The organism is Natrinema marinum, from assembly GCF_024296685.1.
Lineage (GTDB): Archaea > Halobacteriota > Halobacteria > Halobacteriales > Natrialbaceae > Natrinema > Natrinema marinum.
The window spans coordinates 2444227-2470848 of record NZ_CP100763.1 but is presented as its reverse complement, the minus strand read 5'-3'; the positions used below and the strand labels follow the sequence as shown (position 1 = coordinate 2470848).

Here is a 26622-nt window from a genome sequence, read left to right as displayed (position 1 = left end):
CAATGAATACGAGTAACCAACACCAGCCGGTCCCGGACGAAATCGCCTCGCCGCAGGCGAAACTCGTCTATCTCTCCCTCCGCGTCGGCGGCCAAGCGCGAGCGACCGACCTTCAGCGGACGCTCGGGCTGTCCAAGCTCACGCTCTTTGCCGTCCTCGAGTCGCTCACCGCCAAGGACCTCGTTCGACGCACGGAGGGCGGCTATGTCTGCCGATGAGACTGCCGTGCCGGCCGTCGAGACGGCGCTCTGGGGCGACGTCCGGATCGAGTGTTACGTACGCTCCGGCATCCCCGGGGCGGTCTCTCGGCACGTCGGGACGCTCGTCGACCGCCTTCGGACGCTCGCCGACCGCGACACCGTCGCCGACGTTCGGGTCGATCAGTGGCCGTCGCGACACGCCTTCGCGGACGAGCCCTCGCGGACCCGTAACGACCTCGTCGTCGAGTTCGAACGCTGGGCCGACCGACGGGGGTACTCGCTCGAGCCGGCCTTCCGCCGACAGGAGGTACCTACGTCGCCGCTCGGTCTCGACGACGAGGCGCGCGAGCGGGTCCGGGTCCCGCTGCTGGCGTTGGCGCTCTATGGAGCCGACGACCGGCTCCGCGGCGTCGTCCCGTATACGGATCACCCGCAGCCGGACGAGGGCCGAACGTACACCGTCGAGCAGTGGCTGACCGCGGCCGAAACGCAGGCCGTCGAGCCCCCCCTCGAGACGTCGTCCGACGAGCCGACGACGTTCCTGCGCGGGCGACAGTAACGACGTGACGCGCTGACTCCGGCCGCGTCCGTTACTCGACGTCGTCGTGTGTGAGCAGCGGCCGCGACCGCTCGCCGTCGGGCGCGTCGTACGTGATCACCTCGAGCAGGTTTCCGTCCGGATCGAGGAAGTAGAACCCCTCGAACTCGTCCCAGTCGTACGGTCCCTGCTTCGGGAACTGCCCGTCTACCTCGTCTATCAGCGACTCGTAGCGCTCGCGGTCGGTGGCAAACGCCAGGTGTGCCTTGTCGAGCGGGTGGGCGAGCCCACGCTCGTCCCAGTTCTCGGCGCGACCAGTCTGGGCGAGCGTGACGACCGTCTCGCCGGCCCGGAACATCGCGTGTTCGCCCTGAAAGTCTTCGGGGGGTCTGACCAGTTCGAGTTCGAGCGTGTCGCGATAGAACTCGTAGCAGGGCTCGAGCGCGTCGACGTCGACGTTGATGTGATCGACGGCGTCCATACGCGAGGCTACCACGGGAACCCTCAAGAGGCTGTCCGAGGCGTGGCCGCCGACTCCGCGGCAGTGGCTCGAGGCGGCCGAAGACGGCGACCTCGCGAGCACGTCAGGCCCGGTCGGCCCGCGAGCGCGACGGCGTCTGTCGCCAGTCGGGCTCCTCGCGCGGTGGCGCGAGGACCCCGATGCCGACGGCGTCCTCGTCGGTCCGGTTCTCCGCGCCGTGGCGCTCGTTGCGCCGGAACAGGTACGAATCGCCGGCCTCGAGGGGGTACTCCTCGCCCTCGACGAGCGCGGTGAGTTCGCCCTCGAGGACGAACCCGATCTGCTCGTTCGCGTGTTTGTGGACCGGTAGCGTCGCCCCCGATTCGATCCGCCAGTAGACCATTCCCGCTCGTTGCCCCGTCGGCAGGTCCGCGAGGTACACTCCGTCCGCGACCTCGTCGAACGCCGCGCGGGTCGTCGATAGCTGCTGCATGGGAACAGTCAACACTCCCCACGTCGCCACTGATAAACGTATCATGGAAACGTTTTAAGCCCCTCTTCGGTGTCGATTGTCCCATGTTAGCACACCAATCGGTTCGGCTGTTCCACCTCCCCTTCTCGTTCATGCTACCCCAGACGGTGGCGAGCGAACGGGGGTACTTCCGCGAAGAGGGGCTCGCGGTCGATCTAATCGAGCGCGACCGACGCGATGTGGAGGTAAAGTATATCCCCGCCGAGGAGACGCTGACCGAGGACTACGACGTGGACCTCTATCCCATCTGCAAGTGGGAGAGCATCCGCCGGACGTGGGAGATGGACGACGGGCGCATCGTCGCGAACGGTACCTTCGCCGAACTCCCCTATACCGTCTTCACTCGGCCCGATTCCGACCTCGAGACGCCGGCCGACCTCGCCGACGTGCCGGTCGGCGTCAACCTGCGGACCGGTCAGGAGTACACTGCCAGAAAGGCCATTGAGGAGCACGTTCCCCCCGACGCGGTCGACCTCGTCGGCTGCGGGATGCCGACCGATCGGCTCCGGGCGCTCTCCGAGGGCCGGGTCGACGCCGTGACGCTCATCGACCCCCACAGCACGCTGGCCGATCACCTCGGCTTCCGGCGACTCCTCGAGTACGACAACCACATGGGGATCGTCGGGAGCGACGCGGTCGACCGCGACCTGCTCGAGGCGTTCCTGTGCGCTTACGAACGCGCGGTCGCCGACATCAACGCCGAGCCGGACGCGTTCCGGGACACCTACCTCGAGATGCTCGAAGCGGAGGAATCGATCGCGCCGGCCCTGTTCGACGAGGTCGACGTGGCTGCCGTCCGCGAGGATCTCACCGTGCCGCGCTACGAGGTGCCCGACCCCGTCGACCGCGACGAACTCGACGACCACCTCGCGTGGATGCAGGCCCGCGACCTGCTCGACGGGGACGCGACGATCGACGATATCGTCGCGCCACTCTGACCGATTCCCAACCAGCGACACCCATCACAATGACCGACATCGACATCGATTCCCAACAGGCCGCCATCGACGAGTGCCAGGGCGACCCCGGCGACCGACCGGTGTTGCGCGCGCGGTTCGAGCACAACGGCAGCCCCCGGTACCTGCTCTATACGATCACGCGCTTCGGTTACGACCACGACCACGGCTTCCACCTCGACTTGCGACTGGTCTCCGACGAACTCGAGTCCGGCCTCGAGACCGTCGAGGCGAAACTTCAGGAGGGCGACGCCGACCTGATCGACATCGACTACGTCTCGACGGCCCGCGAGCGCGCCGACGGCGCGCCGATCGTCGCCTTCCACCCCTACGGGCAGACGGTCGGCGGCCTCGTCGCGCCGGACGAGTCGCCGATCGAGGGTCTCGCGGACCTCTCCGGGCGCCGCATCGGCGTCGTCAGGCGACTCGACAAGAACTGGATCCTCGTCCGGGCGGCCTGTCGGGAGTTCCACGGCTTCGATCCCGACGAGACGGCGACGCCGGTCGAGGCCGGCTCGAAGGTCGAACTCACTCGACTGCTCCGCGACGGCGAGGTCGACGCTGTCCTCCAGTTCTGGCAGATCATTCCGGAGATCGTCGAGACCGGCCCCTACCGGGAGGTGCTCCCGATGTCGCGGCTGGTCGGTCGCCTGGCCGATACCGACGGCGACCGACCGATCCCCGTCTCGACGTTCCTGACGAGCGAGGCGTACCTGGCCGATCACCCCGACGCTGTTCGCGGGTTTCAGGGTGCCTACCGGGACGCCGTCGAGCGCTTACAGCGCGACGACGACCTCTGGAAGGAGATCGGCGCGCAGCTCATGTACGAAGACGATCCCGCCGTCATCCGGGCCGTCCGCGATCGGTGGCGCGCGATGGTCGTCCCCGACTGGGACGCCTCGACCGTCGCGGGGATGGAGCGGCTGTTCGACCGACTCAAGGCCGTCGCCGGTGCGGACGCGCTGGGCGTCGACGAACTGCCCGAGGGGTTGTTCCGGACGGATCTCGAGGTGGAAGCGTGACGCTCACGTTCCAACTCAACTGGGAACCAAACGGCTTCCAGTCGCCGTACTTCCTCGCGCGCGAGGAAGGGTTCTACGAGGACGAGGGCCTCGAGGTCCAGTTCGTCGAGGGCCACGGCTCGCCCTACGCGGCCGAACGTGCCGCCACCGGCGACGCGGATATCGCGCTGGCCGGCGCGAGCGCCGTCCTCGCGAAACAGAGCGAGGGGTTCGACCCACTGGCGGTCGCGGCGGTCACCCAGAAGACGCCGGCCGCCGTCTACACGCTGCGGGACGTCTTCGGCGGAAAACTGTCCGAACCCGAACAGCTGGCGGGCCGGACCGTCGCGCCTTCCGCGACGAAGACGCGCATTCTGACGGCCCAACTACTCGAGAACGCCGGGATCCGCGACGAAGTCGACCTGCTCCAGGTCGACCCCCACACCCACCACCGCGTCCAGCACAAAGTGATAGACGGCACGGTCGACGCTGCGGTCGGCGTCGTCACCAACGGGATCGAGATCGGCCGCGAGCACGACCGTACCCCCGACGAACTCCCGATCGGCGACTCCCTCGAGATCTACGGCATGACGCTCGTCACGAGCCCCGCGTTCGCGGACGAACAGCCGGAGACGGTCCGCTCGTTCCTCCGGGCGACCGCCCGCGGCTGGGCCGTCGCGACCCGCGACCCCGACCGCGCCGTCGACGTGCTCGTCGGCCGGAACGCCACGCTCGAGCGCAACCGGGAGATCGAGCGGCTCAAATTCGAGACCGCCGCCCACCGGCTCCAGTTCACCCCGTACGTCCGGGAGCACGGCTGGGGGGCACAGGACCCGGCCCGCTGGCGTCGCCTCGGCGAGACGCTCTCGGAGACGGCGCTGCTCGAGGGTGAGATCGACCCGGACACGGTCTGGACCGGGGAGTTCCGCCCCGCCGACGAGCCGATCGTCGCCGAGTACGCGGAGCGGGTGCGGCCGACAGCCGATTGATCGCGCTCGGCCGGCAGTCCCGTCGACGGGTCGCTCGTCGGCCGACGGCCGGCTGTCGCCCAGCCGATAGGCATTTACTCGAGAACCACGTATTCCTGTCCCCGATGGCCTCCGAGCCCGACTACGACTTCTGGCTGCTCGACCTCGACGGCACGCTCGTCGACGTCGAGTGGTCCTACACGCGGTCGGTGTTCGACCGGGTCGGCGACCGGCTCGGCCGCGGGTTTACCGACCGAGAGGCTGAGATCCTCTGGCACGGCCTGACCGGCTCCCGGGACCGCCAACTCGAGGCGTGGGGCGTCGATCCCGGGGCGTTCTGGACGGCGTTCCACGAGGAAGAGGATCCGCTGGTTCGCGCCGAACAGACCTACCTCCACGACGACGCCGCGTTCGTCGCCGACCTCGAGGAACCGGTCGGGCTGGTCACCCACTGCCAGGAGTTCCTCGCCGAGCCGGTGCTGGATCACCTCGGAATCGGCGACTGGTTCGATGCGCAACTGTGCTGTACCGAGGAGACGGGTTGGAAACCCGATCCGAACCCCGTCGAGCGCGTCATGACCGATCTCGGCGTCGGCCACAACGGTCATCGCGGCGTGCTCGCGGGCGACGGTGCCTGCGACGTTGGGGCGGCGTGGAACGCCGGCCTCGACGCGATCCACGTCGAACGCCTCGGCCACGAGCGCCGCGGTCAGTGTGTCCTCGGCGACTATCGCGTCGAGTCGTTCGACGAACTGTACTGACCGCTTGGCTCACCTCTGGCGCCGGTGATCGACTTCGAAGCCGCCGGCGCACCGCACCATTTCCTGTTTGTCTGTACCGCACCCGTCGCCGAGTGAACGCGCCTCTGTGAGCGCGTGATCTCGGTTCCGAACGTCGTCGGCGCGCACGAACTCCTGACCGGGTCACAGAGTGTCCATGTCGAAGTCGTCGGTATGGATGCCGACGATATCGAAACCGCTGCCGAGAAACTGGATTCCATCTGACTCGAGGTTGACACGTCGGAGTTACTTCGATCAGAGCACAGCCGCCCGTTCGATCACGTCGGTTCGGATCACGACGACGGCTCGCGTGTGGAGTGAGCGTTTTGCTCAGCTGCCGCCCTCGGGATCCACCCCTGCGGTATCTCGTTTCACGTTGCTCGGCCAGAATACAGATTTTCTGCCGTCGAGTCGAAACGCAAAATACCACTTCATTTATCTGCTTAGGTAGTCTTGTACGGCTAATGGATTTCCGCACATCGAACGCGACGTCGAAGCGGGGGCCGGTGTCGATCCGCGTCGTGGAAGCCGTCGCGGCTCGAGAGGGGATCGATCCGTTCGAGGTGTCGCCACCGCTACACGACTCGATCGATCCGGCGGCACTGGACGCGCTGTTCGAGCCGACGATGACCGGCGACCGGGCGACCGGCACGGTTACGTTTCGGTTTCACGACTATCGGGTCCGCGTCGGCAGCGACGGCAGCGTCGGCCTCGGGGACGACCCCGACACCGAAAAGGATTCAGGAGTGGGGCCGGAGACGGACGCACGATGAAGTACTGCCTCGACTGCGACTGGAGCGCGGATTCGACGGACCTGCCCTCTCAGCGCGCCCGCTCCCGTGCGGCGATCGAACACCACGTCGAGACGGGACATACGATCGACTCGCGCGAGTCGGCGGTGCGTCCGACGACGCCCGACATCCCTGGCGAACTCTTCGTTCGCGACCTCGTCCCCTCGAGCGACTGACCGGGAACTCCGCCGGAGCAGCCGTAGTGACGGTCTAGATAGTCGACGCTCTCGTCGCTCTCGTAGCGCGAGTCCTCCGGTCAGTATCGACGAGGAACGGGATCGCGTCCTCGCCACCGATGTCGATCATCGCCCGCTTGGTCAACTCGTTTCGTCCCTCGCCGTCGCTCCCGGGCCGTCGCGGATTGTGGATCACGTCCGAGACGCCGAGCGCCGTCAGTTTCTCGCGAACCTGCTCGCTGTGTGGACAGCCCTCGGCCTGATACAACTCGAGCAGTCGGATCCCCCCGGCCACGCCGTTTCGTGTAACCGTTGGCCGGGCAGCCACCGGTGGCTGCGACTGGTAACCGTTTCGCCGTATTCACGCCATCTTACCATTATTTCGACAGGAAAGCTTATGCCGGGATGCTCGGCTTATCGAAGCATGGCACGCGATACGCCGGTACAGAACGATACTGATGCAGCTGCGAACGACAGTCAACTACCGAATCTCGTCACGATCGTCGGCCGAGGCGTCCCGTCGAACTTCGAGATCGCCGTCGATGGCGACCTCGAGATGCTCGTCGATGACCCGATGGCCGAGGGGACCGTGATCGCTGGCGGCGTCGCCGAAGGAGCGATCGACGTGGGCGTCCAGCGCTTCCGCTTTTCCGGCCAGATGGCCAACGTCCGACTCGTCGACTGGAACGGCAACGAAGCGCCCGACTCTGCGAGCGTCCCGACGGTCCACGTCGAGTACGGCGCGCCGGGTCGGTAACCCGTCTTTCGACCGATACTGGGTAGGGTTTTCCAGTCCCGATACGCGTCAGCGGCGGCGCTCTATGTCCTGTGAACGGTGGCTACCCGTACGCACCACACGGAGTACGCGAAAACAGACGCGAGCACCGGCGCTCAGTCGTCGTCGGTCGCGCCGATCCCTCGTTCGCCGTTCGAGACGGCGGCCATCGACGGCGGCGCGAACGGGCCGTCGTCCGCGCCGAACTCTGGATCGAACAACTGGAGCGCGGTGTGGATGGTGCTCCAGTCGTCCTCGGCCGCCGCCTCCCGCAGGCTCTTGGTCGGCGGCGCGAGCAACTGGTTGACCAGCGAGTCGGCCATCGCTTCGACGACCTCGCGTTGTTCGTCGGAGACGTCGTCGCCGTCGAGTCGCGACAGCGCCGTCTCGACCTCCCGTTCTTTGATCCGCTCGGCGGACTCGTACATCGCGGCGATGGCCTCGTCGGCGCGAGCGCGCTTGTACTGTTCCGCGAGCAGGTCGAACTCGCGGTCGATCATCGTCTCGACCTCGCGGGCGGCATCGGCGCGCTGTTCGCGCGTCTCGGCGGTGATCGACTCGAGGTCGTCCAGATCGAAGACCCGGACTGCGGGCAACGCGCCGGTCGACGGTGCGACGTCGCGGGGCTGGCCGAGGTCGACGATCACCTGATCGGCTCCGTCGCCACACTCGAGATGGCGCGGTTCGATGACCGGCTCCTCGCTGTCGGTCGCCGCGATGACCACGTCGGCGCGGGTCGCGACGGTCTCGAGGGCCTCGAGCGGCGCGGCTCGAGCGTCGGCCTCGCCGTCGACGTCGTCGACGAGGTGGTCGGCGTGGGCGACGGTTCGGTTGGCGACGACGAGTTCGTCGACGCCGGCGGCCGCGAGGCTGCGGGCGGCGAGTTGGCCCATCTCACCGGCGCCCACGACCAGCGCGGTCGCTCCCTCGAGGTCGATCTCCTGAGCGGCGCGGCGCGTCGCGGCCGAGCCCAGCGAGACGACGCCCTCGTTGATCGTCGTCTCGGTGCGGGCGCGTTCGCCGACGTGGATCGCCTTCGTCACCGCGGCCTCGAGCATCGAGCCGATGCCGCCGGCGTCGCGGGCATCCTCGTAGGCGGTCCTGACCTGTCCGATGATCTGGTCTTCGCCGAGGATCACCGACTCGAGGCCGGCGGCGACTCGCAACAGGTGGCGCAGACTCTCGTCGTGGTCGGTCGTGACGACGGCCTCGTCGTCGACCCCGGCGAAGAATTCCTCGAGCGCGGCCCGGCCGACGGCGTGGCCCGGGCCGACGACGTAGGCTTCGACTCGGTTGCACGTCGAGAGGACGTACGCCTCCTCGATGTCGGGCACGGTCAGAAGCTCCGTCACGGCGGCGCCCTGACTCTCGGGGCTAGCGGCGGCGAGTTGGTCGACGCACCCGCTGTCGTGGGTCACTCGCGCAGCCGTGACGACGCCGGTCGAAATCACGGCCGATCACCCCCTGTAGACGGTTGTTCGCCCAGCACGTCCTCAATCACTTGCCGACAGTTGGAAGTACCCGTACGTAAAGCTGTCCAAAGATCCGGAGAATTGACGATGTCGGTGACGACCTGTCGGCGGCGGTCGGCCGGCACCTCGCGCGCTTTCAATTCCTCGCGCAATCCGGCACAGACTCGGGCCATCTCGCCGGCCCCCTCGAGGTGCTCCTCGAGTTCTTGTCGCAGGTACTTGCTCAGCGCGGGTGCCTTACCGCCGGTCGCGATCGAGACGACGACGGGCTCCTCGCGGACGGTTGCGGGCACGACGACGCTGCCGCGCTCGCGCTCGCCCGACTGGTCCGCCTGGTTGACGAGCACTCCCCGCTCGCGGGCCACCTCGGCCACGGCCTCGTTTACCGCCGCGTCGTCGGTCGCGGCGACGACCAGTGCGGGTGTGGCGCGCTCGAGCCAGCCCGCGATATCGTCGGGGGCGGGCACGGCCCGAATCAATTCGGCACCGCCGAAATCCCGATCGGCGAACGCGGGACTGACGACGAGTACCTGTGCCTCACGGGCGAACCGTCGGGCCTTTCGGGCACCGACGGGGCCGCCGCCGAAGACGAGCACCGTCTCGTTCGTGAAATCGTGCAAGAGTGGAATCATAGGGGAAGATAGCGTCCGTTCGTCCGGCGCTATCGCTCTCTGGTATTGGCATCGGCACGCTCTGCCATCCGTATGCCGGTTTTCTTCAATATTTGTGTCGAGTGCAAGCTGTCCCAGTCATCGGGTGTTACGTCCCAGTACTCCTCCATCCGTTCCCGAACCTGTTCGATCCGCTGTTGACTCTCCGCCTCGCTGCGCCCGTGGGTCATCGCGAAGAAGTTGTACGGCCAGACCCCCTCGTGACGCGGACGCTGATAGCAGTGGGTGACGAAGGGCAGCGCGGCGACCTCGGGGCCGACCTCGGGGACGACCTCGTCGGGAACGTTCCAGACCGTCATCCCGTTTTCCGTGTACCCCAGCGCGTAGTGGTTCGGCACGACGCCGATCCGCCGGATCTTGCCTTCCCGTTCGAACCGTTTGACGGTCTCGAGCACCCATTCTACGTCCCGTCCGATCGCGGCGGCCACGTCCGCGTAGGGTGTCTCGGTGAGCGGAACGCCGCCCTGAATCTCGAGGATCAGGTCGCGTTCGGCCGGCGAGAGGGTCGACTCGTCGGTCGGCGTCACGTCGGGGCCGAGGTGGGTGAGATCGATTCCCGCCGCCGAAACGTCGCCGTCGCCGTCGAGCGGGCCGTCGACGTAGAACTTGGCCTCGACGCGGAACTCCCGCCGTTTCGGGAGGTTGTACGTCTCCTGCCCCGTCTCCGCTTCGATTTCGGCCAACACCTCCTCGACGCGGGCCTCGTCGGCCACACTTACGACGAACCAGACGTTCAGGTGCGGGTGTTCGCGCTCGTAGTTGTGGGCCACCTCGCGGTGGCCGTTGACTGCCTCGACGACCTCGTCGAACCGTTCTTCGGGGGCATGCATGGCGACCAGCGTCGCCGTGCCCCCGATCTCCTGGGCGTTGACGAGCGGCCCGAACCGCGAGAGGACGCCCCGTTCGTCGAGGTCTCGGATCGTCTCGAGCAACGCCGCTGCGTCGATGTCGACCCCGCGGTCTCGCATGGCCGCGGCAGCGGGCTCGAACGGCCGTTGCGCGACGGGAAAGCCGCCCTGAAAAGCGTTGACGACCGCCCGCTCGCGTTCCGTGAGGTCGACATCCGTGGTCATAGCTGTCCGTCGGGACTGCGATCGTATAAGCGAACCGGGACGGTTCTCGGGCGGCCGACTCAGCCTTCGACGCCGGTCACGTCGTAGCCGAGATCGCGGACGTCCTCGAGGATCGCCTCGTGGTCGGCCGTCGCCCGGTAGTAGATGACGATGTCGAAGCTTCCCTCCCGGAGGAGTTGCTGACACTCCCAGACGAACTCCTCGTCCTCGAGGGTCAGGCCCTGGTGCTGGTTCGAGGAGAAGTCGGTGTCGTCGTTGCCCGAGTAGACGTAGCAGTCCTTCGGGTCGTGGCCCGAGTGCTCGGCGATGATATCGCCCACGTCGATCGTGGCCTGCATCATCTTGACGTCTTCTTGCCCGTCGTAGTCGGTGTGGACGATCGCCCCATTGAGTTCGATCTCGCCCGGCTCGAGCAGTGCCTTGGTCCGCTGATAGAGGTCGTCGTCGATCGCGTCTGCCATTGAGCGGGCGTTCACGGCCCGAACTGATAGCCGTCACGATTCCGACGGACCGGAGAACGGGTCGTATGGCGGGGTTTCGTTCGGCTTCGACGATCGAACGTCCCGTGACACGGGTTACTCCACTGACAAGTAGTCACACACAAGACACATAGTCGTCGGTGACTTTTCCTCGGGTAATGAAGCGGTGGCTCCGTCAGCGCGTCGACGCGGCCTACGAGCGGCTGCTCTCCCGAGAGATATCCGGTGCACCGACTCACATCGCCGTGATCCAAGACGGGAACCGGCGCTACGCCCGCGGCCGGGGTGACGACGCCCACGAGGGCCACCGTGCCGGTGCCGAGACGACCGAGCGCGTGCTCGAGTGGTGTCAGGACATCGGCGTCGAGGAACTGACGCTGTACACGTTCTCGACGGAGAACTTCGAGCGCCCCGACGAGCAAAACGAGGCGCTGTTCGATCTGCTCTGCGAGAAACTCTACGAGTTCGCGGACGCCGACCGCGTCCACGAGAACGAGGTCAGCATTCGCGCCATCGGCGAGACGGACTTGCTCCCCGAGCGGGTCCGAGACGCCATCGAGTACGCCGAACAGCGCACGCGCAAGTACGACCGGTTCGTGCTCAACATCGCGCTCGCGTACGGCGGGCGCTCGCGGCTGCTCGAGGCCGCCCGCGGGGTCGCTGAGGATGCCGAGAGCGGCGAACTCGAGCCGTCGGAGATCGACGTCGGAGACATCGAGGACCGACTGTACGACCGGCCGGTCAGAGACGTCGACCTCATCATTCGACCCGCCGGCGAAGAGCGGACGTCGAACTTCCTCCCGTGGCACGCGAACGGCAACGAGGCCGCCGTCTTCTTCTGTACGCCCTACTGGCCGGAGTTCTCGAAGACCGACTTCCTCCGCGGAATCCGGACCTACGAACACCGTGAGGCGTCCTGGCGACGGACCCGCGCTCGACGCGCGCTGGCCCTGCTGGGCGCCGTCAGCGAGCCGGAACTCGCCGAGGCCCGCTCGATCGTCGACCGCTTTCGCGACTCGCTGCCCTCGGGCGAGCAACCCGACGCCAGCGAACTCGAGGCCGGCGACTCGAGCGGCCGAATCGCGGACTGACTCGCGCCACGGCTCGCTCGCTGACCGATTCGTTTCACCGCAAGACCTTTACCCATCATTCGAACAACAGTAACTGCGATGTCACCCCCCGATACCGCGCCCGTCGTCGACGTCGAGCGGTTCGTTCGACTCACGGATGTCCCGCTCGACGAGGCGTACGCGCTCCTCGCGAACCCGCGGACGCGCCTCTCGCTCCACGTCCTCTCGACGTGTGAACCGCCGCTCTCGCTCGACAGGTTGATCCGGATCGTGGGCCACCGGGACGACGCCGACCAGCACGCCGTCCGCGTCTCGGTCGTCCACACCGTCTTGCCGAAACTCGAGGCTCACGACGTACTCGAGTACGACCGCGACGCCGGGGTCGTTCGGCTCGAGCGGCCGGTCGTCGACGGCGACGATTCGATCCCGGCGCTCGACCCCGTCGCACGAGCGGACGCGAACGAGTAGCCGACGCGCTGGGAACCTATCGGCCGAACCGTCGCGACCGGTTGCAGTACTCCCGAACCGCCCGCAGGAAGTCCCGCTTGCGGAAATCTCGCCAGTTGATATCGGTGAAGTACAGTTCCGAATAGACCGACTGCCAGATCATGAAATCCGAGAGGCGCTCCGCACCGGTCTTGATGACCAGGTCCGGCTCTGACGGGAAGACCAGATGGCCCTCGACGTGTTCGTCGTCGATCTCCTCGGGCGCGAGCTCGCCCGCGTCGACGCGTTCGGCGAGCGTCTGGACCGCGCTGGTGAACTCGTGTTTCCCGCCGAGACCGATGCCGATCTGGATCGGCGCGTCGGCGCGCGTCTTGTCCTCCGGCCCGCGAACGGCGACCTCGCGTGGTGCCTCGATCGTCTCGAGTTCGCGCCGGAGCGCCGGCACCGCCGCCGCATCGAGGACGCTCACGTAGACGGTCACCTGTGAGGCGTACTCGACGGCCCACTCGAAAAAATCGGTGAGCGTCTCGTAGGCGCCTCGCTCTAACAGGTCGCGTTCGGTGATCACGAGCGCGACGTGGTCGGGCGGGTCGGCCTCGTGGCGCCGGATCCGCAGGGCGAGATACCGTTCGTACAGTCCCACGTGGCTGACTTTCACCGCTGGTATGATACCGGTTACGGGTCGCGACGGCCCGATGGGGACGCCGAGGCCTTCCCTGACCGGGCCGCTGAGGCCGGTGAACGCCGACTCGAGCCGCGTTCACGAACCTTGAAGTAACCGCCACAGAAAGGGACCGATATCGTGACGACACCCGTTCGGCGAGCCGGCGTGTTTGCGGCTCTCTGTACGCTCTCGCTCGCCGTTCCGCTCTTCGGTCCGCGGGTGGGTGCGGCCGTCGCGGGCGTCGTCTTGCTCGGCGCGTACGTCATCACCGACGGGCCGCTGTTCGACCTGCTCGCCTATCCGGGCGATTACGAGGATTCGAGGCTCTACGGCCTCATCACCTTCGTGCTCTCCGGCGTCGCGCTCGGTCTCATGGCGACCGCGGCGTCGATGCCCGTCGCCGTTTTCGTCGGCACGATCCTGCTCGTCGGCTTCGGTAATCTCGGCGAGCAGCTCGTCAAACTGCGGACCGATCGGACCGTCGTCTGCGTGGTCGGATTCGCTCTCAGCGCGACCGCGGCCGCCATCGTCGGCCAACTCGTTACGCACTCGCTGGTCGGCGACGCCGTCGGGTCGGCGCTCCCGATCGTCGTCTTCCTGGCCGCCAGCGGCGCGTTCCTCGCCGCATTGCTGCGCGATGTCCTCTTGCGCTCCGACGACCCGATCGTCGTCCTTTCGGTCGGGCTCTTGCTCTGGTTGCTCGCGGAACTCGAGCCGACCATCGGGACGACCGAGGTCGCCATCGCGCTCGCGATTACCGTCGCGCTCGGCTTCGCCTCCTACGCCCTCGAGACGGCCTCGGTCGCCGGGATGCTGACCGGCGTCTTGCTCGCGCTGTTGACGATCGTGCTCGGCGGCTACGGCTGGTTCGCCGTCCTCATCTCCTTTTTCGCCATCGGCGGACTCTCGACGAAGTTCCGCTACGATCGCAAGGCGGAACTCGGCGTCGCCGAGGACAACAACGGCGCTCGTGGCAGCGGCAACGTCCTCGGCAACGCCGCCGTCGCGCTCGTCGCGGTGCTGGGCTATGCGGCCAGCGACGCCGGCTTCCTCCCGCGGGACCCCGAGCTGTTCCTCTTTGCCTTCGCGGGCTCGATCGCTACCGCGATGAGCGACACCCTCTCGAGCGAGATCGGCAGCGTTTTCGAGACGCCACGACTGATCACCACCCTCGAGCCGGTCGATCCCGGCACCGACGGCGGCGTCACCTGGCAGGGCGAACTCGCCGGCATCGCCGGCGCGACGATCGTCGCCGCCATCGCTTACGGGCTCTTTCCCGAGGTCAGGACCGGCGGCGCGGCGATCATCGTCGCCGCCGGAGTCGTCGGGATGACCGTCGACAGCCTCCTCGGGGCGACCCTCGAGGGCACCGTGCTCGGCAATCAGGGCGTGAACTTCCTCGCGACGCTGTCCGGGGCGATCGCTAGCGCGTTGCTCGTTCTCTCGTTTGCCATGTTCGGCTAACGGCAGCGCGACGCGGTCCCGATCGTACCGGCGGTCGGCGACGCCGTGTCGTCCGACGCGGCTGGCGTCTGCGCCCGTCGCGCGTCGGCCTCAATCGTCGGCGGAGGAGAAGGCGTTCGTCGAGGCTGTACTCGAGGATCGATCGGATCGGTCGTCGACGTCGATCGGCTCGAACCGTCGGTCGGCGTCCGTCACGTTCGTCGCGGTCGTGGCCGTCGCCCAGAACGTCAGCAGTACCCAGACGCCGAGCAGCCCGAGCGCGGCCGATGGCGGGGGAGTCATTACCGGTCGCTCAGGCCTGTCGGTATATCAACCGCCCGTTCCGGTCCCGCCCACTGGGAATCGGTCCTTCTCAGGGTTCTTTCGGTGGCTGCTCGGCGATGTCGTCGACTGCATGGATCCGGACGCCGGTCGGTCGCTTGGTGAACTGGCCGAGCGAGCGCGCGACGATCCGCTCGACGCCACGGTCGGCCGCCAGATCGAGCAGTTGCTGGCCCAGAATGTCGTCGAGCACGACCGTCGTCGGCACCGGATCGACCGACTCGAGGGCATCGTACGCGTCGGACGCGTCGGTGTCGGTGATTCGCTCGCCGTCGGCGTCGAGGAACCGAACGCGGTCGGTATCCGCGCGGATGACCGCCGTCGCGTGGCCGTAGACTGTTTCGGGTTCGTGGTCCGCGTCGTCGGCTGCCTGCGATCGCCGCTCGCTGCGATCGGTCGCTTCATCCTCGCGTTCGCCCACAGGCTGTGCTGATTGTGCCGAATTCGGCGACGAACCGGCGTTCGCTCGATCGGTCTTTGCTCTCGACGGCGGTCCGTCGCCGGCCGCCGTCGATGCGGTCGCGTCGCTCGAGTCGGTCGCTGCGGACGACGCTTTGGAATCGCACTCGGCATCGGCCCCTGCCTCGTCGACGACCGTCGGCGACGCGGTCCCGGCGTCGGACGGCGGCGGCGCCGGCGTCGTGCTCCCGTCGGTCGCGGCGACCGCTTCTCGAGGTTCGTTCAGTTCCGAGACGGTCTCGTAGGGGACCTTGTTCCGGAGGGCGGCGAACAGTTCGTGGTGGTCCAGTTCCTCGACGGAACTGTCGGCGGGCGCGAAGGCGACGTAGTCGATGTCGCCGACCTGGGCGAGCTCCTCGAGAATGAGATCGCCGCCGCGGTCGCCGTCGAGGAAGGCGGTGACGGTGCGGTGGCGCGTGAGTTCGGCGACCGCGTCGGGGACGCTCGTTCCTTCGACCGCGATGGCGTTTTTGATGCCGTACTTGAGCATGGCGAGCACGTCGGCCCGACCTTCGACGACGATGATGGCGTCGCTGTCGGTCACGCGGGGGCCGGCGGGCAGCCCTTCGTACTCGGTAATGTCCTCGACGCGGACGTGCTCGCGTACCTCCGCCAAGATCTCGTCGGAGGACATGATCGTGTCGTCGAAGCCCGTCCGGAGCAGTTCCTTCGCGCGGTCGACGACCTCCTTTCGCTTCGCCGCCCGCACGTCCTCGATTTCGCGGATCTCGAGGTCGGCCCGGCAGGGACCGACACGGGAGATCGTCTCGAGGGCGGCCGCGAGGGTGGCGGTCTCGACCTTGTCGAGGCTGGTGGCGATCGTTACCTGACCGTGGGAGTTGCCCCCGGTGCTCGCGATTTCGACGTCGATGCGGCCGACTTTACCGGACTGACGGAGGTCGCGCAGGTCTAACTCGTCGCCGAGTAGACCTTCGGTTTGCCCGAAGATCGCGCCGACGACGTCGCTGCGCTCGACGACCCCGTCAGCCGTAACGTCCGCGTGAATGAGGTATTTCGAGGTGTCTTCCATTGGAGATCTGTCCCCGCGAGGGGCGCGGTGACGCGGGCATCGCGTCCAGAGACCTGTTTATATACGATTTCGTCCGTGGGGGGGAAATAGCTGTTGACCTCGATGGAGGCTCGAGAACGCGTTCGAGCCCGGCTCGCGCTCGCCACACCGGTCGCGGGACGCTGGCTCAGTGGGCCGGTCGAGTCCGGTACCAGTAGACCGTCACCGCGAGCAGGACGACGAGTCCGCCGAGGAAAAAGAGCAGTCCGGGCGGGACGGTCGCGAACACCGCTTCCGCGGCCTCGAGTCCGCCGTCAGTGGCGTTCTGGGCCGTTTCGTTGCCGGCGTCGAGGGCCGAATCCGTCTGTTCCGCGCCGCCGCTTCCGGTCGTCGTCTCGTTCGAGCCGTTTGTGCTCTCGATTCCGAAGCCGCCGCCGTCGCTCGAGCCGTCGCCCGCGTTCCCGTTGCCCGCTCCGTCCGACTCCGACCGCGAGCCGCTGTTGGCGGTTCCCGCCGGGGTCGGCGCGAGCCACCGCGTGAGACCATACTGCACCAGCAGACTACCGCCAGCGAGCGCGCCGACGCCGCCGATGAACCGCGAGAGAGCCTCTTTCAGTTGCGTCGCACGCGACTCGTTGCTGGTTACGATCAGCGGGCCGTCGGTCGTCGCGTAGACGCTCATCTCGTTGCCCCGCGAGGAGTACCAGGTGTCGACGACCTCGACGAGGCCGGCGTCCTCGAGTTTCTCTAAGTGGTAGCGGACGTTCTGGATCGAGGAGTCGATCGCGTCGGCGATGTCGCTCGGCGTCGCGGGTTCGTCGTCGAGATGGGCGTAGATCCGGCGGGCCGTCGTCGAGGAGAGGGCGGCGAAGACCGCGTCGGCGTCCTCGCCCTCGAGGTCGACGACGCGGGGTTGGCCCTCTTCGGCGGCCGTCTCGGAGCGAAAGGGAAACAGACGGGCCATGTGGGGTTCGATTCCTATTCTCTGTCAGACACCTATACCCTTTTTCCTCGGTGAAAGAGCGATTTCAGCTACCGGAAATCGCGTGACGTGGCCCCGTCGCAGAACTGATGAATTATTCTCTTCGATATCGTCCTTCGAACAGTAAGAATTACCCACGTCGGGCCCAACGCTCGGGTATGCCTCGCAACGAAACCGGGATCTGGCTCGCGATAGCGATCGTTCTCGCCGCGCTCGCGGTGCCGTGGTTCCTCTGGGGGTCGTCGGCCGTCGTCGCCGGCCTGCCGGTGTGGCTCTGGTGGCACGTCGGCTGGATGGGGCTCGCGTCGGTCGTCTTCTGGGTGTTCGCCCAGCGCGCCTGGGGAGTCGGTATCGAACCGGCCGTGGGGGACTCGAGCGCAGCACCCGAGCCGTCGGCCGACCGCGCTCGCGGGCCGCGCTCCGGAGGTGACTCGCCGTGAACGCGGTCGCGATTCAGCTGTCGATCATCGTCGGCTATCTCCTGATCGCGCTCGCGGTCGGGCTGGTCGCCTACCGGCTGACCGACCGCACCGCCGAGGATTTCTACCTCGCGAGTCGCACTCTCGGGACGGTCGTCTTGCTGTTCACGACCTTCGCGACGCTCCTGTCGGCGTTTACCTTCTTCGCGGGACCGAACATCGCCTACGCGCAGGGCCCCGAGTGGATTCTCGTCATGGGGCTGATGGACGGGGTCATCTTCGCCATCCTCTGGTACGTCATCGGCTACAAGCAGTGGCTGCTGGGCCAGCGATACGGCTACGTCACGCTCGGCGAAATGCTCGGCGACCGCTTCGGCTCGCGGTACCTGCGTGGGCTCGTCGCCGGCGTCAGTCTGGTGTGGCTCTTCCCCTACGTCATGCTCCAGCAGGTCGGGGCCGGCACCGCCCTCGAGGCGCTGACCAACGGCGCGATCTCCTACGCCGCGGGAGCCGGGCTGATCACCGTGTTCATGATCCTCTACGTCGTTGCCGCCGGAATGCGCGGGGTCGCCTGGACCGACACGCTGCAGGGCGCGTTCATGCTGGTCACGACCTGGGTCGCGCTGCTGTGGGTCCTCGCGGCCGTGGGCGGCCCCGGCGCGGCGACCGAGGCGCTCGCCGCCAACCCCGACACCGCCGGCTACCTCTCGCTCGGCGGCGGCGTCTACACGGTCCCGTGGATCCTGTCGACGGCGATCACGATCGGCTTCGGCGTCGCGATGTTCCCGCAGGTTAACCAACGATTCTTCGCGGCGGGCTCTCGGACCGTCATCAAACGCTCGCTCGCCCTCTGGCCGATCCTCTGTGTCCTCCTGTTCGTCCCGGCGTTCATGCTCGGCGCGTGGGCCGCCGGCCTCGGCGTCGCGATGCCCGAGAGCGGAAACATCCTCCCGGCCGTCCTCGCCGAGTACACGCCGGTCTGGTTCGCCGCGCTCGTCATCGCGGGCGCGATGGCCGCGATGATGTCCTCCTCGGACTCGATGCTGCTCTCCGGGTCGTCGTATATGACGCGCGATCTCTACCGCCCGTTCGTCGAACGGGACCTCTCCGATCGCCGTGAAGATCTGCTGGCCCGCGGCGGTGTTGCGGCCTTCGCCACCGCGGCGTTCGTCGCCAGCCTGTTTCAGCCCGCGACGCTGTTCGAGATCGGTGACGCTGCCTTTAGCGGATTCGCCCAGCTCGCCCTCCCAGTCCTGCTCGCGCTCTACTGGCGGGGGACCACTCGAGCCGGGATCACCGCGGGCGTCCTCGTGAGTCAGGGCTTCTATCTCGTGACCCTGTTCGTAACGTGGCTCGTAACCCTCATCGAACTGTTCAGCGTCGTTCCCGTTGTCGGTGGATTCACGACGCCGCTCACGGCCCTCGTGACGACGGTGTTTCAGGGATCGTATTTCGGCTGGACGGCCGGCCTCGTCGGCATGGGACTTGGTCTGCTCGTCACCGTCGTCGTCTCGCAGGTCACGTCGCCGGCGGCCGCCGAGCGCCGCGCGATCTACTTCGAGGAGTCGGGCGCGGACTGAGCACCAGCAGCTACCAACGATCGGTGCTACGATCTCTGCGCTCGGGGCGGACCGCAAACCGAAGCGCCGGAAGGTCACGCTGCGTTGCGCTTTTCGACCAGTCCGAGGCCGTACATCGTAAGCACGATGCTGTCGTCCTGGTTCGTCGTAGTGATCTTTACCCTCGTGTGTCCGAACGTCGGATTGTCCCCCGCCTCCTTTTCGACCAGCTCGACGTGAACCGACAGAGTATCCCCCGCGTATACGGGCTGGTGCCAGCGAACTTCGTCCATCCCATTCCCGCCGAGCGTGGCGTTCCTGTTCATGTAGCCCGTGACCAGCAACCGGGCCGTGAGCGCGCACGTCAGCCAACCGCTCGCGATGAGGTCGCCGTACATCGATTCCGCCGCGGCCCCCTCGTCGACGTGGAACGGTTGCGGGTCGTATCGCTCGGCGAACTCGAGCATCTCCGCTTTCTCGACGTCGATACTCCCGCAGTCGAACTCCTCACCGACATCCAGCTCCTCGAAATATCGGCTGTCTTGGTCTGACATACCATCCTCTTCTGGCACAGCTAGTGGCAAAAAGTTCCTGTGGATACGTAGTCCGCAAACCGTCTTCGACCGCCGTCTCTTTCAGTGAATCGCCACCCTCAACGACCCCGGTCGCGTACCCGGCGACGATGGCCATCGACCTCCCGCCGGCGATCACCGACGACTGGCGTCGCGTCACGCGCCGGACCGACGACCGTTCCCTCTCGCTGGCGACGATCACCGCCGAGACGAGCGTCTTCGAACACCGGCCGACCGCCGACGCCGCGGAGCGACTCCGCGCAGACGGCGACGTGCCGGTCCGATCGCTGTTCACCGTCGACGTGCGCATTGCCCCCTCGCTCGAGGCGATCGGCCTCGATCCGACCGAGGCGCTCGAGGTCGCCGCCCCGAAGGCCCGCGAGGGTGTCGTCGAGACCCTTGCGGACGACGGGATCGGGGTCCGCGGAGAGCGCGCTAGCGAGTACATCGACCGACCGGACGGGGCCGTCGGCCACCTCTCCGTGCTCGAGGTCGGGTATCCGATCGATTCGGCGAACGCGCCCGACGACACCGATGTCGCCAGCGGTGAGACCGCGTCGGCGACGATCGACGCCGAAGCCCACGTGGCCGTCTGGCCCGCCGGTGAGGCGTACGTCGTGGCCGGGGGTCTCCTCCCGCTCGAGGCCCCCGACGGAGCGGACCTGCTCGCGGCCGCCCTCGATGTCGATCCGGCCCGGGATCGCGAACGGATCGTCGACCTGTTTCGGGGGCTCTCGCTCGAGTCGGGCGGCGATCGTCGATAGCCGGTTCGTTGATCGCCTGGATCGGCAGCAAAGAAGATGAGTTATCTGTCTGGAGTCGAGCGGTTCAGATGACACCCTTTCAGAACCACCATGTCTGGCAAGTATGACCTCGTTATCGTCGGTGGCGGAATCAGTGGTGCGTCTCTCCTGTACACCACTGCGAAGTTTACCGACATCGAATCCATCGCACTGATCGAGAAGGAAGCCGAGATCGCGGCGATCAACTCCCATCACACGAACAACTCTCAGACCCTCCACTTCGGGGACATCGAGACCAACTACACCCTCGAGAAAGCCGAGGAGGTCAAAGAGGGTGCGGAGCTCCTCGCCGGCTACCTCGAGAACCACGACCCCGATCGGGAGATGCACGCAAAGCGCAGCAAGATGGTCCTCGGTGTCGGCGACGAGGAAGTCGACAAGCTGGAGCAGCGCTACGACGACGAAGGCTTCGGCGACCTCTTCCCGAAGCTGGAGCCGATCGGCCGCGAGGAGATCGCCGAGATCGAGCCGAAGGTCGTCGAGGGCCGCGATCCCTCGAAGGATATGCTCGCCTTGCAGACCTCCGACGGCTACGTCGTCGACTACGGCGAGACGACGAAATCGTTTGTTGATGAGGCACGCGAGGAAGCCCACGTCGACGTTTTCACCGGGACGAAGGTAAAAGATATCACGCCGACGCTCGAGGGTTACACGATCGAAACGAGTGCCGGCCGGTTCGACTGCGACGCGACCGTCGTCGCCGCCGGCTCGCACAGCCTCCAGATCGCGAAGGAACTCGGCTACGGCCAGGACAAGGTCTTGCTCCCCGTCGCCGGGAGCTTCTTCCTCGCCGACGACCTCCTGAACGGGAAGGTCTACACGCTCCAGATGAAGAAGCTGCCCTTCGCGGCCGTCCACGGCGACGCGGACGTCCACGACGACAGCATCACGCGCTTTGGCCCGACCGCGAAGCTCGTCCCGGCCCTCGAGCGCGGCCGCATCTCGACCGTCACCGACTTCCTCGACGTCTTCGGGCTGAACGCGGCGGCGTTCCTGAGCTACGCCAACATCCTCTCGGACCGCATTCTGCTGCCCTACGTCCTCCGGAACCTCGTCTACGACCTCCCCGAGGTCGGCCCGAAGCAGTTCCTCCCGCACGTCCAGAAGGTCGTCCCGAGCGTCGAACTCGACGACATCGAGCGCGCGAAGGGCTACGGCGGCGTCCGACCCCAGATCGTCGACACGAAGAACAAGTCCCTTGACATGGGCGAGGCCAAGATCGTCGGTGACGACATCATCTTCAACATCACGCCGTCGCCGGGCGCCTCGACCTGTCTCAAGAACGCGATGCGTGACACCCACACGCTGCTCGAGTTCCTCGGCGACGAGTACGAGTTCGACGAGTCGGCGTTCCGCGAGGAGACGATCGGGAACTTCCCGCGCGCGAACTGACGGAGAGCTGTTCTCCGTTGCACGCGCTTTTCGACGAGATCGAAACTATTACCGAGTCGACGATTGACGAGCCGATATGGCACACTACAGCGGCCGCGATTACCCCGAATTGGCGAAGGCGGGATTCTTCCTCGGGCTCGCGCTGTTCGTCGTCGGCACCGGCGGCGAACTCGTCGGCCACGCGATGTTCGGCTCGCTCCCGCAGTGGGAGAACACGCTGCTTTTCGCGCTGACGATCGTCGGATTTGCCGTCGGCTTTACCTCCCCGTTCCTGTTCGGCATCGTCATGCCGCTCGTCGAGTGAGCGGGCCGTCGACTCGGTGGTTTTGTAACGGCTCCGACTAACTGTCGACCATGCAAACTCACATCGTCCCGGTCGGCTTCGACTACGACCGGCTGATCGCGCCGCTGGTGCGCGATCAAATCGACGTCGACAGCGTCATCTTACTCGAGGGGGCCGTCGGCAGCGAGGCCAACGTCGAGTACTCTCGGCACATCTCGCGGAAGCTCGAGACGGACTTCAAGAATCTGCTCGGAGCCGAAACCGAGCGGTTCGTCCTTGAGGATGTCTACGACTACGACGAGGCCTTCGAGCAGGCCTACGATCTCATCACCGTCGAACTCGACCGGGGCAACGAGGTCTGGGTCAACGTCGCCGCGATGCCCCGGACCGTGAGCTTCGCCTTTGCGACCGCCGCCCACTCGCTGATGGTCGAACGCCAGGAGGACCGCGAGGGGATCCACACCTACTACACCGCCCCCGAGAAGTACTTAGAGACCGAACTCGCCGAAGAACTGCGCGAGCAGATCGCGCTGCTCGAGGACCTCCAGAGCGCGGACGACGGACTCGAGAACGACCGGGTGACGGACCGCCTCGAGAGCGCGCGCAACCTGTTAGACGAGTTCGACGAGCGCGGGACGACGATCGGCGCGAAGGAGATCGACGGGAAACACATCGTCGAGTTGCCGGTCGCCTCCTTCTCGAACGTCAAACCGTTCGAGGAACTCATTCTGTACAAACTCGGCGAGGACGGTGAGTTCGACTCCGTCTCGGAACTGGCCGAATCGCTGGCCCGCGAACTCAACGAGGAGTACACCGACAGCTTCCGGTCGAAGGTCATCTACAACGTCGATCGGCTTGGACCGGGTGGGAAGGGCTACATCGAACGCGAAGAACACGGGAAATCCTATCGGACGCGGCTGTCGCGGATCGGCGAACTATGGGTACGAGCCCACTCCGACGATACCGAGAACTGAGTCGGGTGCACGAACGGCAATTCGAGCGACAGCGCTTGCCCACGTGTGTGCTGTCCGGGACGGACTCGTCTGAGCGACGATAGCAGCGGCTCGCGAGTAGTAGAACGACGGTGTAGGTCAGTCAGCGGTGACCACACGTGGAAACCACGTGAGTTGAAAGGTGCTGCCTGACCGTGCCGTCTACGTTCCGCTCTCTCCGCCCGACATAAAACCCCACCGGTCGCAGTGCTCCACGCGCCGCGTCGCTTCGATGGCCATCGCGCTGCGGGCGACGGGCCTCGGCAGTCCGTCACGCGCAGCGTGTCGTCGACCCACCGGTGCGACGACGAAACTGCTATCAGGGTTGCCGGGCCAAGTGACGAGTATGCCGGTCTCCGGGACGGTCGCGTTCGTCCGCCGTGGGGAGCCCCGTGGCACCGTTTTCGTAGGGGCCCTGTAGCCCTGTTTCCCAACCCCGATTCGACGGATGTATTGTCGCCGACCAGCATTCACAGCACAACGACCGCTCTATGGACGATAGTCAACGATACGGACGGACGATGTACCGACGACGCCCGCGACGGGCGGTGAGAGCATGAGTATGGACTCGCCAGAGCGAGACGACGAACCCAGCCTCGAGGGTGGCTACGACCCCGAGGCCGTCGAATCGCGCTGGCAACAGCGCTGGATCGACGAGGACATCTACGCCTACGAGGGTGATGAAAAGCGAGATCCCAACACCGTCTACGCGATCGATACGCCGCCGCCGACGGTCTCGGGGAGCCTGCACATGGGTCACCTCTACGGCTCGACGCTGCAGGACTTCGCTGCACGATTCCAGCGGATGGCCGACGGCGCCGTGCTCTTTCCGTTCGGCTACGACGACAACGGAATCGCAAGCGAGCGACTGACGGAGAAGGAACTGGATATCCGCCATCAGGACTACGAGCGCCGAGAATTTCAGGAACGCTGTCGAGAGGTCTGTGCGGACTACGAGGCCGACTTCACCCGCAAGATGCAGGCGCTTGGCACTTCGATCGACTGGAACAACACCTACAAGACGATCGAACCTCGGGTTCAGCGGATCTCGCAACTGTCCTTCCTCGATCTCCACGAGAAGGGCCGGGAGTACCGAAAGAAGGCGCCCGCGATCTGGTGCCCGGAGTGTGAAACGGCGATCTCGCAGGTCGAAACCGAGGACGACGAACGCGGCTCGCACTTCAACGACATCGCGTTCGAGCTCGTGGGCTCGGACGCACCGCGCGAGGAGTTCGTCATCTCGACGACCCGTCCCGAACTGATTCCGGCCTGCGTCTCCGTCTTCGTCCACCCCGACGACGAGGACAATCGGGATCTCGTCGGTGAGACCGCCCGAATTCCGCTGTTCGGCCACGAGGTGCCGATCATCGAGGACGAGCGCGTCGACATGGAGAAAGGCAGCGGGATCGTCATGTGCTGTACTTTCGGCGACCAGAAGGACATCGAGTGGTACCAGGCCCACGACCTGCCGCTGCGGGTTGCCATCGACGAGTCCGCGACGATGACCGACCTCGCCGGCGACTACGAGGGTATGTCCACCGAGGAGGCCCGCGAGGCCATCGTCGAGGACTTAGACGACGGAGGCTACCTGCGCGACCGCTGGGAAATTTCGCATACGGTGCAGGTCCACGAGCGCTGTGACACCCCCGTCGAGTTCCGCGTCTCCAAGCAGTGGTACGTCGAGATCTTAGACCACAAAGAGGAGTACCTCGAGGCCGGCCGGGAGATGGACTGGTACCCCGAGAAGATGTTTACCAGGTACCGCCACTGGATCGAAGGGCTAGAGTGGGACTGGCTGATCTCCCGCCAGCGCGACTCGGGCATTCCGTTCCCGGTCTGGTACTGTGCGGACTGCGATCAGGAAGTCATGGCCGAGCGCGAGGACCTGCCGGTCGATCCCCTGAGCGACGAGCCGCCGGTCGAGAGCTGTCCCGAGTGCGGCGGCGACGAGTTCGAGGCCGAGGAGGACGTCTTCGACACCTGGGCCACGTCCTCGCTGACCCCGCTGATCAACGCCGGCTGGGACTGGGACGCAGAGAGCGAGGAGTTCACGATGGACAACCCCGAGCTCTACCCGTTCGATCTGCGCCCGCAGGGTCACGACATCATCTCCTTCTGGCTGTTCCACACCGTCGTCAAGTGCTACGAGCACACCGGCGAGGTGCCCTTCGACGCGACGATGATCAACGGCCACGTCTTGGACGAGAATCGCGAGAAGATGTCCAAGTCGCGGGGCAACGTCGTCGAACCCGACGAGGTGCTCGCGGAGTACCCCGTCGACGCGGTCCGCTTCTGGGCGGCCAGCGCCGCCGTCGGCGACGACTTCCCCTATCAGGAGAAGGACCTGACGGCAGGCGAAAAGCTCCTGCGCAAGCTCTGGAACGCCTCGAAGCTGGTCGACACGCTCGCGCCCGCTGACCCCGACGAGCCCGACGAACTCGAGGCGATCGACCGCTGGCTGCTCGCGGAACTCGACGACGCCGTCGCCGATCTGACCGACCACTTCGAGGCCTACGAGTTCGCGAAGGCCCGCGACCGCCTGCGGACGTTCTTCTGGAACACCTTCTGTGACGACTACCTCGAGATCGCCAAGACCCGCGAGGACGAGCCCTCGACCCAGTACGCCTTGCGGACCGCGCATCGAACCTTCCTCGAGCTGTGGGCGCCGTTCCTGCCCCACGTCACCGAGGAGATCTGGCAAGCGGTGTACGCGGATAGCGAGGCGCTACGCGCCTCGGAAGGGTCGAGCGGTGAGCAGGGCGAGCCGCGAGCCGCCGGTGGACTCGACAGCATTCACACGCGCGACTGGCCCGCCCCGCAGGGGTACGAGGCCGACCTCGAGGCCGGCGAGGCCGCCATGGAGGTCATCTCCGCGCTGCGACGCTACAAGAGCGAGCATCAGCTCCCGCTGAACGCCGATCTCGAGTCGGTGGCCGTCTACGGACCGGTCGACGGCTTCGAGGACGCGATCCAGCACGTGATGCACGTCCAGGAGCTGACAGTGCTCGAGGAACAGCCGGAGATCTCGACCGAGGTGGCGTCGATCGACCTCGACTACTCGACGCTCGGCCCAAAATTCGGCTCGAAAGTCGGCGAGATCGACAGCGGGATCGAAAGCGGCGAGTACGAGATCGATGACGACGCGGGCGTGCTCCGTGTCGCCGGCGAGGAACTCGAGGACGACCTCTTCGAGGTCGAGTTCGAGCGGACCTACTCGGGCGAGGGCGAGATGATCGAGACCGAGTCGGCGGTCGTCATCCTCGAGTAGCGACCCGAGCGGTTCACCGCGTGGCCGGCCGATCGGAGTCCCGCGCC

30 protein-coding genes and 1 pseudogene are annotated in these 26622 nt (G+C 66.4%); 19 read left to right on the top strand and 12 right to left on the bottom strand.

Annotated features, from left to right (window positions below):
• Nucleotides 1-2 precede the first annotated feature (2 nt).
• A complete protein-coding gene (locus NKH51_RS12270) occupies nucleotides 3-218 on the top strand; it encodes a MarR family transcriptional regulator (protein ID WP_254761969.1) in 216 nt (71 codons plus the stop codon).
• Nucleotides 205-759: an HTH domain-containing protein gene (locus tag NKH51_RS12265; protein WP_254761968.1), complete on the top strand. Its 555-nt coding sequence runs from the start codon at nucleotides 205-207 to the stop codon at nucleotides 757-759. The genes NKH51_RS12270 and NKH51_RS12265 overlap by 14 nt, the downstream gene beginning before the upstream one ends.
• 31 nt (nucleotides 760-790) lie before the next feature.
• Here the strand turns inward: NKH51_RS12265 and NKH51_RS12260 are convergent, their stop codons facing one another.
• Nucleotides 791-1219: a VOC family protein gene (locus NKH51_RS12260; protein ID WP_254761967.1), complete on the bottom strand. Its 429-nt coding sequence runs from the start codon at nucleotides 1217-1219 to the stop codon at nucleotides 791-793.
• A 103-nt stretch (nucleotides 1220-1322) separates the two neighbouring features.
• Entirely contained in the window at nucleotides 1323-1691 is a 369-nt protein-coding gene (locus NKH51_RS12255) for a cupin domain-containing protein (protein ID WP_254761966.1), read from the bottom strand.
• Nucleotides 1692-1774: 83 nt separating this feature from the next.
• On the opposite strand from NKH51_RS12255, the gene NKH51_RS12250 reads away from it, so the two are divergent.
• From NKH51_RS12250 to NKH51_RS12225, 6 genes are all read left to right on the top strand, one after another.
• Nucleotides 1775-2668, top strand: a complete 894-nt coding sequence (locus tag NKH51_RS12250) for an ABC transporter substrate-binding protein (protein WP_254761964.1) — start codon at nucleotides 1775-1777, stop codon at nucleotides 2666-2668.
• Between the two features lie 29 nt (nucleotides 2669-2697).
• Entirely contained in the window at nucleotides 2698-3708 is a 1011-nt protein-coding gene (locus tag NKH51_RS12245; protein WP_254761963.1) for an ABC transporter substrate-binding protein, read from the top strand.
• Nucleotides 3705-4676 (top strand): ABC transporter substrate-binding protein, encoded by a 972-nt coding sequence (locus NKH51_RS12240; protein ID WP_254761962.1) that lies wholly within the window; start codon nucleotides 3705-3707, stop codon nucleotides 4674-4676. The genes NKH51_RS12245 and NKH51_RS12240 overlap by 4 nt, the downstream gene beginning before the upstream one ends.
• Before the next feature lie 104 nt (nucleotides 4677-4780).
• Nucleotides 4781-5416: an HAD family hydrolase gene (locus NKH51_RS12235; RefSeq protein WP_254761961.1), complete on the top strand. Its 636-nt coding sequence runs from the start codon at nucleotides 4781-4783 to the stop codon at nucleotides 5414-5416.
• Between the two features lie 482 nt (nucleotides 5417-5898).
• Nucleotides 5899-6207 carry a DdfA family disk-determining factor gene (ddfA, locus tag NKH51_RS12230; protein WP_254761960.1) on the top strand — a complete coding sequence of 103 codons (309 nt, stop codon included), beginning with the start codon at nucleotides 5899-5901 and terminating at the stop codon, nucleotides 6205-6207.
• Nucleotides 6204-6401, top strand: a complete 198-nt coding sequence (locus tag NKH51_RS12225) for a hypothetical protein (RefSeq protein WP_254761959.1) — start codon at nucleotides 6204-6206, stop codon at nucleotides 6399-6401. Before ddfA ends, NKH51_RS12225 begins: the two co-directional genes overlap by 4 nt.
• 20 nt (nucleotides 6402-6421) lie before the next feature.
• On the opposite strand, the pseudogene NKH51_RS12220 reads toward NKH51_RS12225, so the two are convergent.
• Nucleotides 6422-6678 (bottom strand): annotated as a pseudogene (locus tag NKH51_RS12220) (glutathione S-transferase N-terminal domain-containing protein); the annotation flags it as partial.
• 147 nt (nucleotides 6679-6825) lie between these two features.
• On the opposite strand from NKH51_RS12220, the gene NKH51_RS12215 reads away from it, so the two are divergent.
• Nucleotides 6826-7158, top strand: a complete 333-nt coding sequence (locus NKH51_RS12215) for a hypothetical protein (protein ID WP_254761958.1) — start codon at nucleotides 6826-6828, stop codon at nucleotides 7156-7158.
• Nucleotides 7159-7292: 134 nt separating this feature from the next.
• Here NKH51_RS12215 and hemA read toward each other — a convergent pair whose 3' ends face one another.
• The 4 genes from hemA to NKH51_RS12195 are packed head-to-tail and all read right to left on the bottom strand — an operon-like array spanning nucleotide 7293 to nucleotide 10853.
• The gene (gene hemA, locus NKH51_RS12210; protein WP_254765151.1) at nucleotides 7293-8624 is read right to left on the bottom strand and encodes a glutamyl-tRNA reductase; all 1332 of its coding nucleotides are present in this window, start codon (nucleotides 8622-8624) and stop codon (nucleotides 7293-7295) included.
• Nucleotides 8624-9280, bottom strand: coding sequence for a precorrin-2 dehydrogenase/sirohydrochlorin ferrochelatase family protein (locus tag NKH51_RS12205; protein WP_254761957.1), 657 nt, complete (start codon nucleotides 9278-9280; stop codon nucleotides 8624-8626). The genes hemA and NKH51_RS12205 overlap by 1 nt, the downstream gene beginning before the upstream one ends.
• Before the next feature lie 29 nt (nucleotides 9281-9309).
• Nucleotides 9310-10392: a siroheme decarboxylase subunit beta gene (ahbB, locus tag NKH51_RS12200; protein WP_254761956.1), complete on the bottom strand. Its 1083-nt coding sequence runs from the start codon at nucleotides 10390-10392 to the stop codon at nucleotides 9310-9312.
• Between the two features lie 59 nt (nucleotides 10393-10451).
• Nucleotides 10452-10853, bottom strand: a complete 402-nt coding sequence (locus tag NKH51_RS12195; protein ID WP_254761955.1) for a DUF5778 family protein — start codon at nucleotides 10851-10853, stop codon at nucleotides 10452-10454.
• A gap of 176 nt (nucleotides 10854-11029) precedes the next feature.
• On the opposite strand from NKH51_RS12195, the gene uppS reads away from it, so the two are divergent.
• Nucleotides 11030-11962: a polyprenyl diphosphate synthase gene (gene uppS / locus NKH51_RS12190; RefSeq protein ID WP_254761954.1), complete on the top strand. Its 933-nt coding sequence runs from the start codon at nucleotides 11030-11032 to the stop codon at nucleotides 11960-11962.
• A 78-nt stretch (nucleotides 11963-12040) separates the two neighbouring features.
• Complete coding sequence (locus NKH51_RS12185) at nucleotides 12041-12409, top strand: DUF7344 domain-containing protein (protein WP_254761953.1); 369 nt, start codon at nucleotides 12041-12043, stop codon at nucleotides 12407-12409.
• A 16-nt stretch (nucleotides 12410-12425) separates the two neighbouring features.
• Here the strand turns inward: NKH51_RS12185 and NKH51_RS12180 are convergent, their stop codons facing one another.
• Nucleotides 12426-13031: an undecaprenyl diphosphate synthase family protein gene (locus NKH51_RS12180; RefSeq protein ID WP_254761952.1), complete on the bottom strand. Its 606-nt coding sequence runs from the start codon at nucleotides 13029-13031 to the stop codon at nucleotides 12426-12428.
• Nucleotides 13032-13190: 159 nt separating this feature from the next.
• Between NKH51_RS12180 and NKH51_RS12175 the strand changes: the two genes are divergently transcribed.
• A complete protein-coding gene (locus tag NKH51_RS12175) occupies nucleotides 13191-14516 on the top strand; it encodes a DUF92 domain-containing protein (RefSeq protein WP_254761951.1) in 1326 nt (441 codons plus the stop codon).
• Nucleotides 14517-14606: 90 nt separating this feature from the next.
• Here NKH51_RS12175 and NKH51_RS12170 read toward each other — a convergent pair whose 3' ends face one another.
• From NKH51_RS12170 to NKH51_RS12160, 3 genes are all read right to left on the bottom strand, one after another.
• A complete protein-coding gene (locus tag NKH51_RS12170) occupies nucleotides 14607-14798 on the bottom strand; it encodes a hypothetical protein (protein WP_254761950.1) in 192 nt (63 codons plus the stop codon).
• 70 nt (nucleotides 14799-14868) lie between these two features.
• Entirely contained in the window at nucleotides 14869-16326 is a 1458-nt protein-coding gene (dnaG, locus tag NKH51_RS12165) for a DNA primase DnaG (RefSeq protein ID WP_254761949.1), read from the bottom strand.
• Between the two features lie 166 nt (nucleotides 16327-16492).
• Nucleotides 16493-17269, bottom strand: coding sequence for an ArsR/SmtB family transcription factor (locus tag NKH51_RS12160; protein ID WP_254761948.1), 777 nt, complete (start codon nucleotides 17267-17269; stop codon nucleotides 16493-16495).
• A 176-nt stretch (nucleotides 17270-17445) separates the two neighbouring features.
• Between NKH51_RS12160 and NKH51_RS12155 the strand changes: the two genes are divergently transcribed.
• Nucleotides 17446-17727 carry a DUF3311 domain-containing protein gene (locus NKH51_RS12155; protein ID WP_254761947.1) on the top strand — a complete coding sequence of 94 codons (282 nt, stop codon included), beginning with the start codon at nucleotides 17446-17448 and terminating at the stop codon, nucleotides 17725-17727.
• Nucleotides 17724-19286 carry a sodium:solute symporter family protein gene (locus NKH51_RS12150; protein ID WP_254761946.1) on the top strand — a complete coding sequence of 521 codons (1563 nt, stop codon included), beginning with the start codon at nucleotides 17724-17726 and terminating at the stop codon, nucleotides 19284-19286. Before NKH51_RS12155 ends, NKH51_RS12150 begins: the two co-directional genes overlap by 4 nt.
• Before the next feature lie 74 nt (nucleotides 19287-19360).
• Here the strand turns inward: NKH51_RS12150 and NKH51_RS12145 are convergent, their stop codons facing one another.
• Nucleotides 19361-19819, bottom strand: coding sequence for a MaoC/PaaZ C-terminal domain-containing protein (locus NKH51_RS12145; RefSeq protein WP_254761945.1), 459 nt, complete (start codon nucleotides 19817-19819; stop codon nucleotides 19361-19363).
• A gap of 128 nt (nucleotides 19820-19947) precedes the next feature.
• On the opposite strand from NKH51_RS12145, the gene NKH51_RS12140 reads away from it, so the two are divergent.
• The 5 genes from NKH51_RS12140 (at nucleotide 19948) to NKH51_RS12120 (ending at nucleotide 26575) form a co-directional block, all read left to right on the top strand.
• Nucleotides 19948-20601: a DUF6517 family protein gene (locus NKH51_RS12140; protein WP_254761944.1), complete on the top strand. Its 654-nt coding sequence runs from the start codon at nucleotides 19948-19950 to the stop codon at nucleotides 20599-20601.
• Between the two features lie 90 nt (nucleotides 20602-20691).
• Nucleotides 20692-22032: an FAD-dependent oxidoreductase gene (locus NKH51_RS12135; RefSeq protein ID WP_254761943.1), complete on the top strand. Its 1341-nt coding sequence runs from the start codon at nucleotides 20692-20694 to the stop codon at nucleotides 22030-22032.
• A 76-nt stretch (nucleotides 22033-22108) separates the two neighbouring features.
• Nucleotides 22109-22336 (top strand): DUF7860 family protein, encoded by a 228-nt coding sequence (locus NKH51_RS12130; RefSeq protein WP_254761942.1) that lies wholly within the window; start codon nucleotides 22109-22111, stop codon nucleotides 22334-22336.
• A gap of 50 nt (nucleotides 22337-22386) precedes the next feature.
• Entirely contained in the window at nucleotides 22387-23289 is a 903-nt protein-coding gene (locus NKH51_RS12125; protein WP_254761941.1) for an HFX_2341 family transcriptional regulator, read from the top strand.
• A 580-nt stretch (nucleotides 23290-23869) separates the two neighbouring features.
• Nucleotides 23870-26575, top strand: coding sequence for a valine--tRNA ligase (locus tag NKH51_RS12120; protein ID WP_254761940.1), 2706 nt, complete (start codon nucleotides 23870-23872; stop codon nucleotides 26573-26575).
• Nucleotides 26576-26622: the final 47 nt, after the last annotated feature.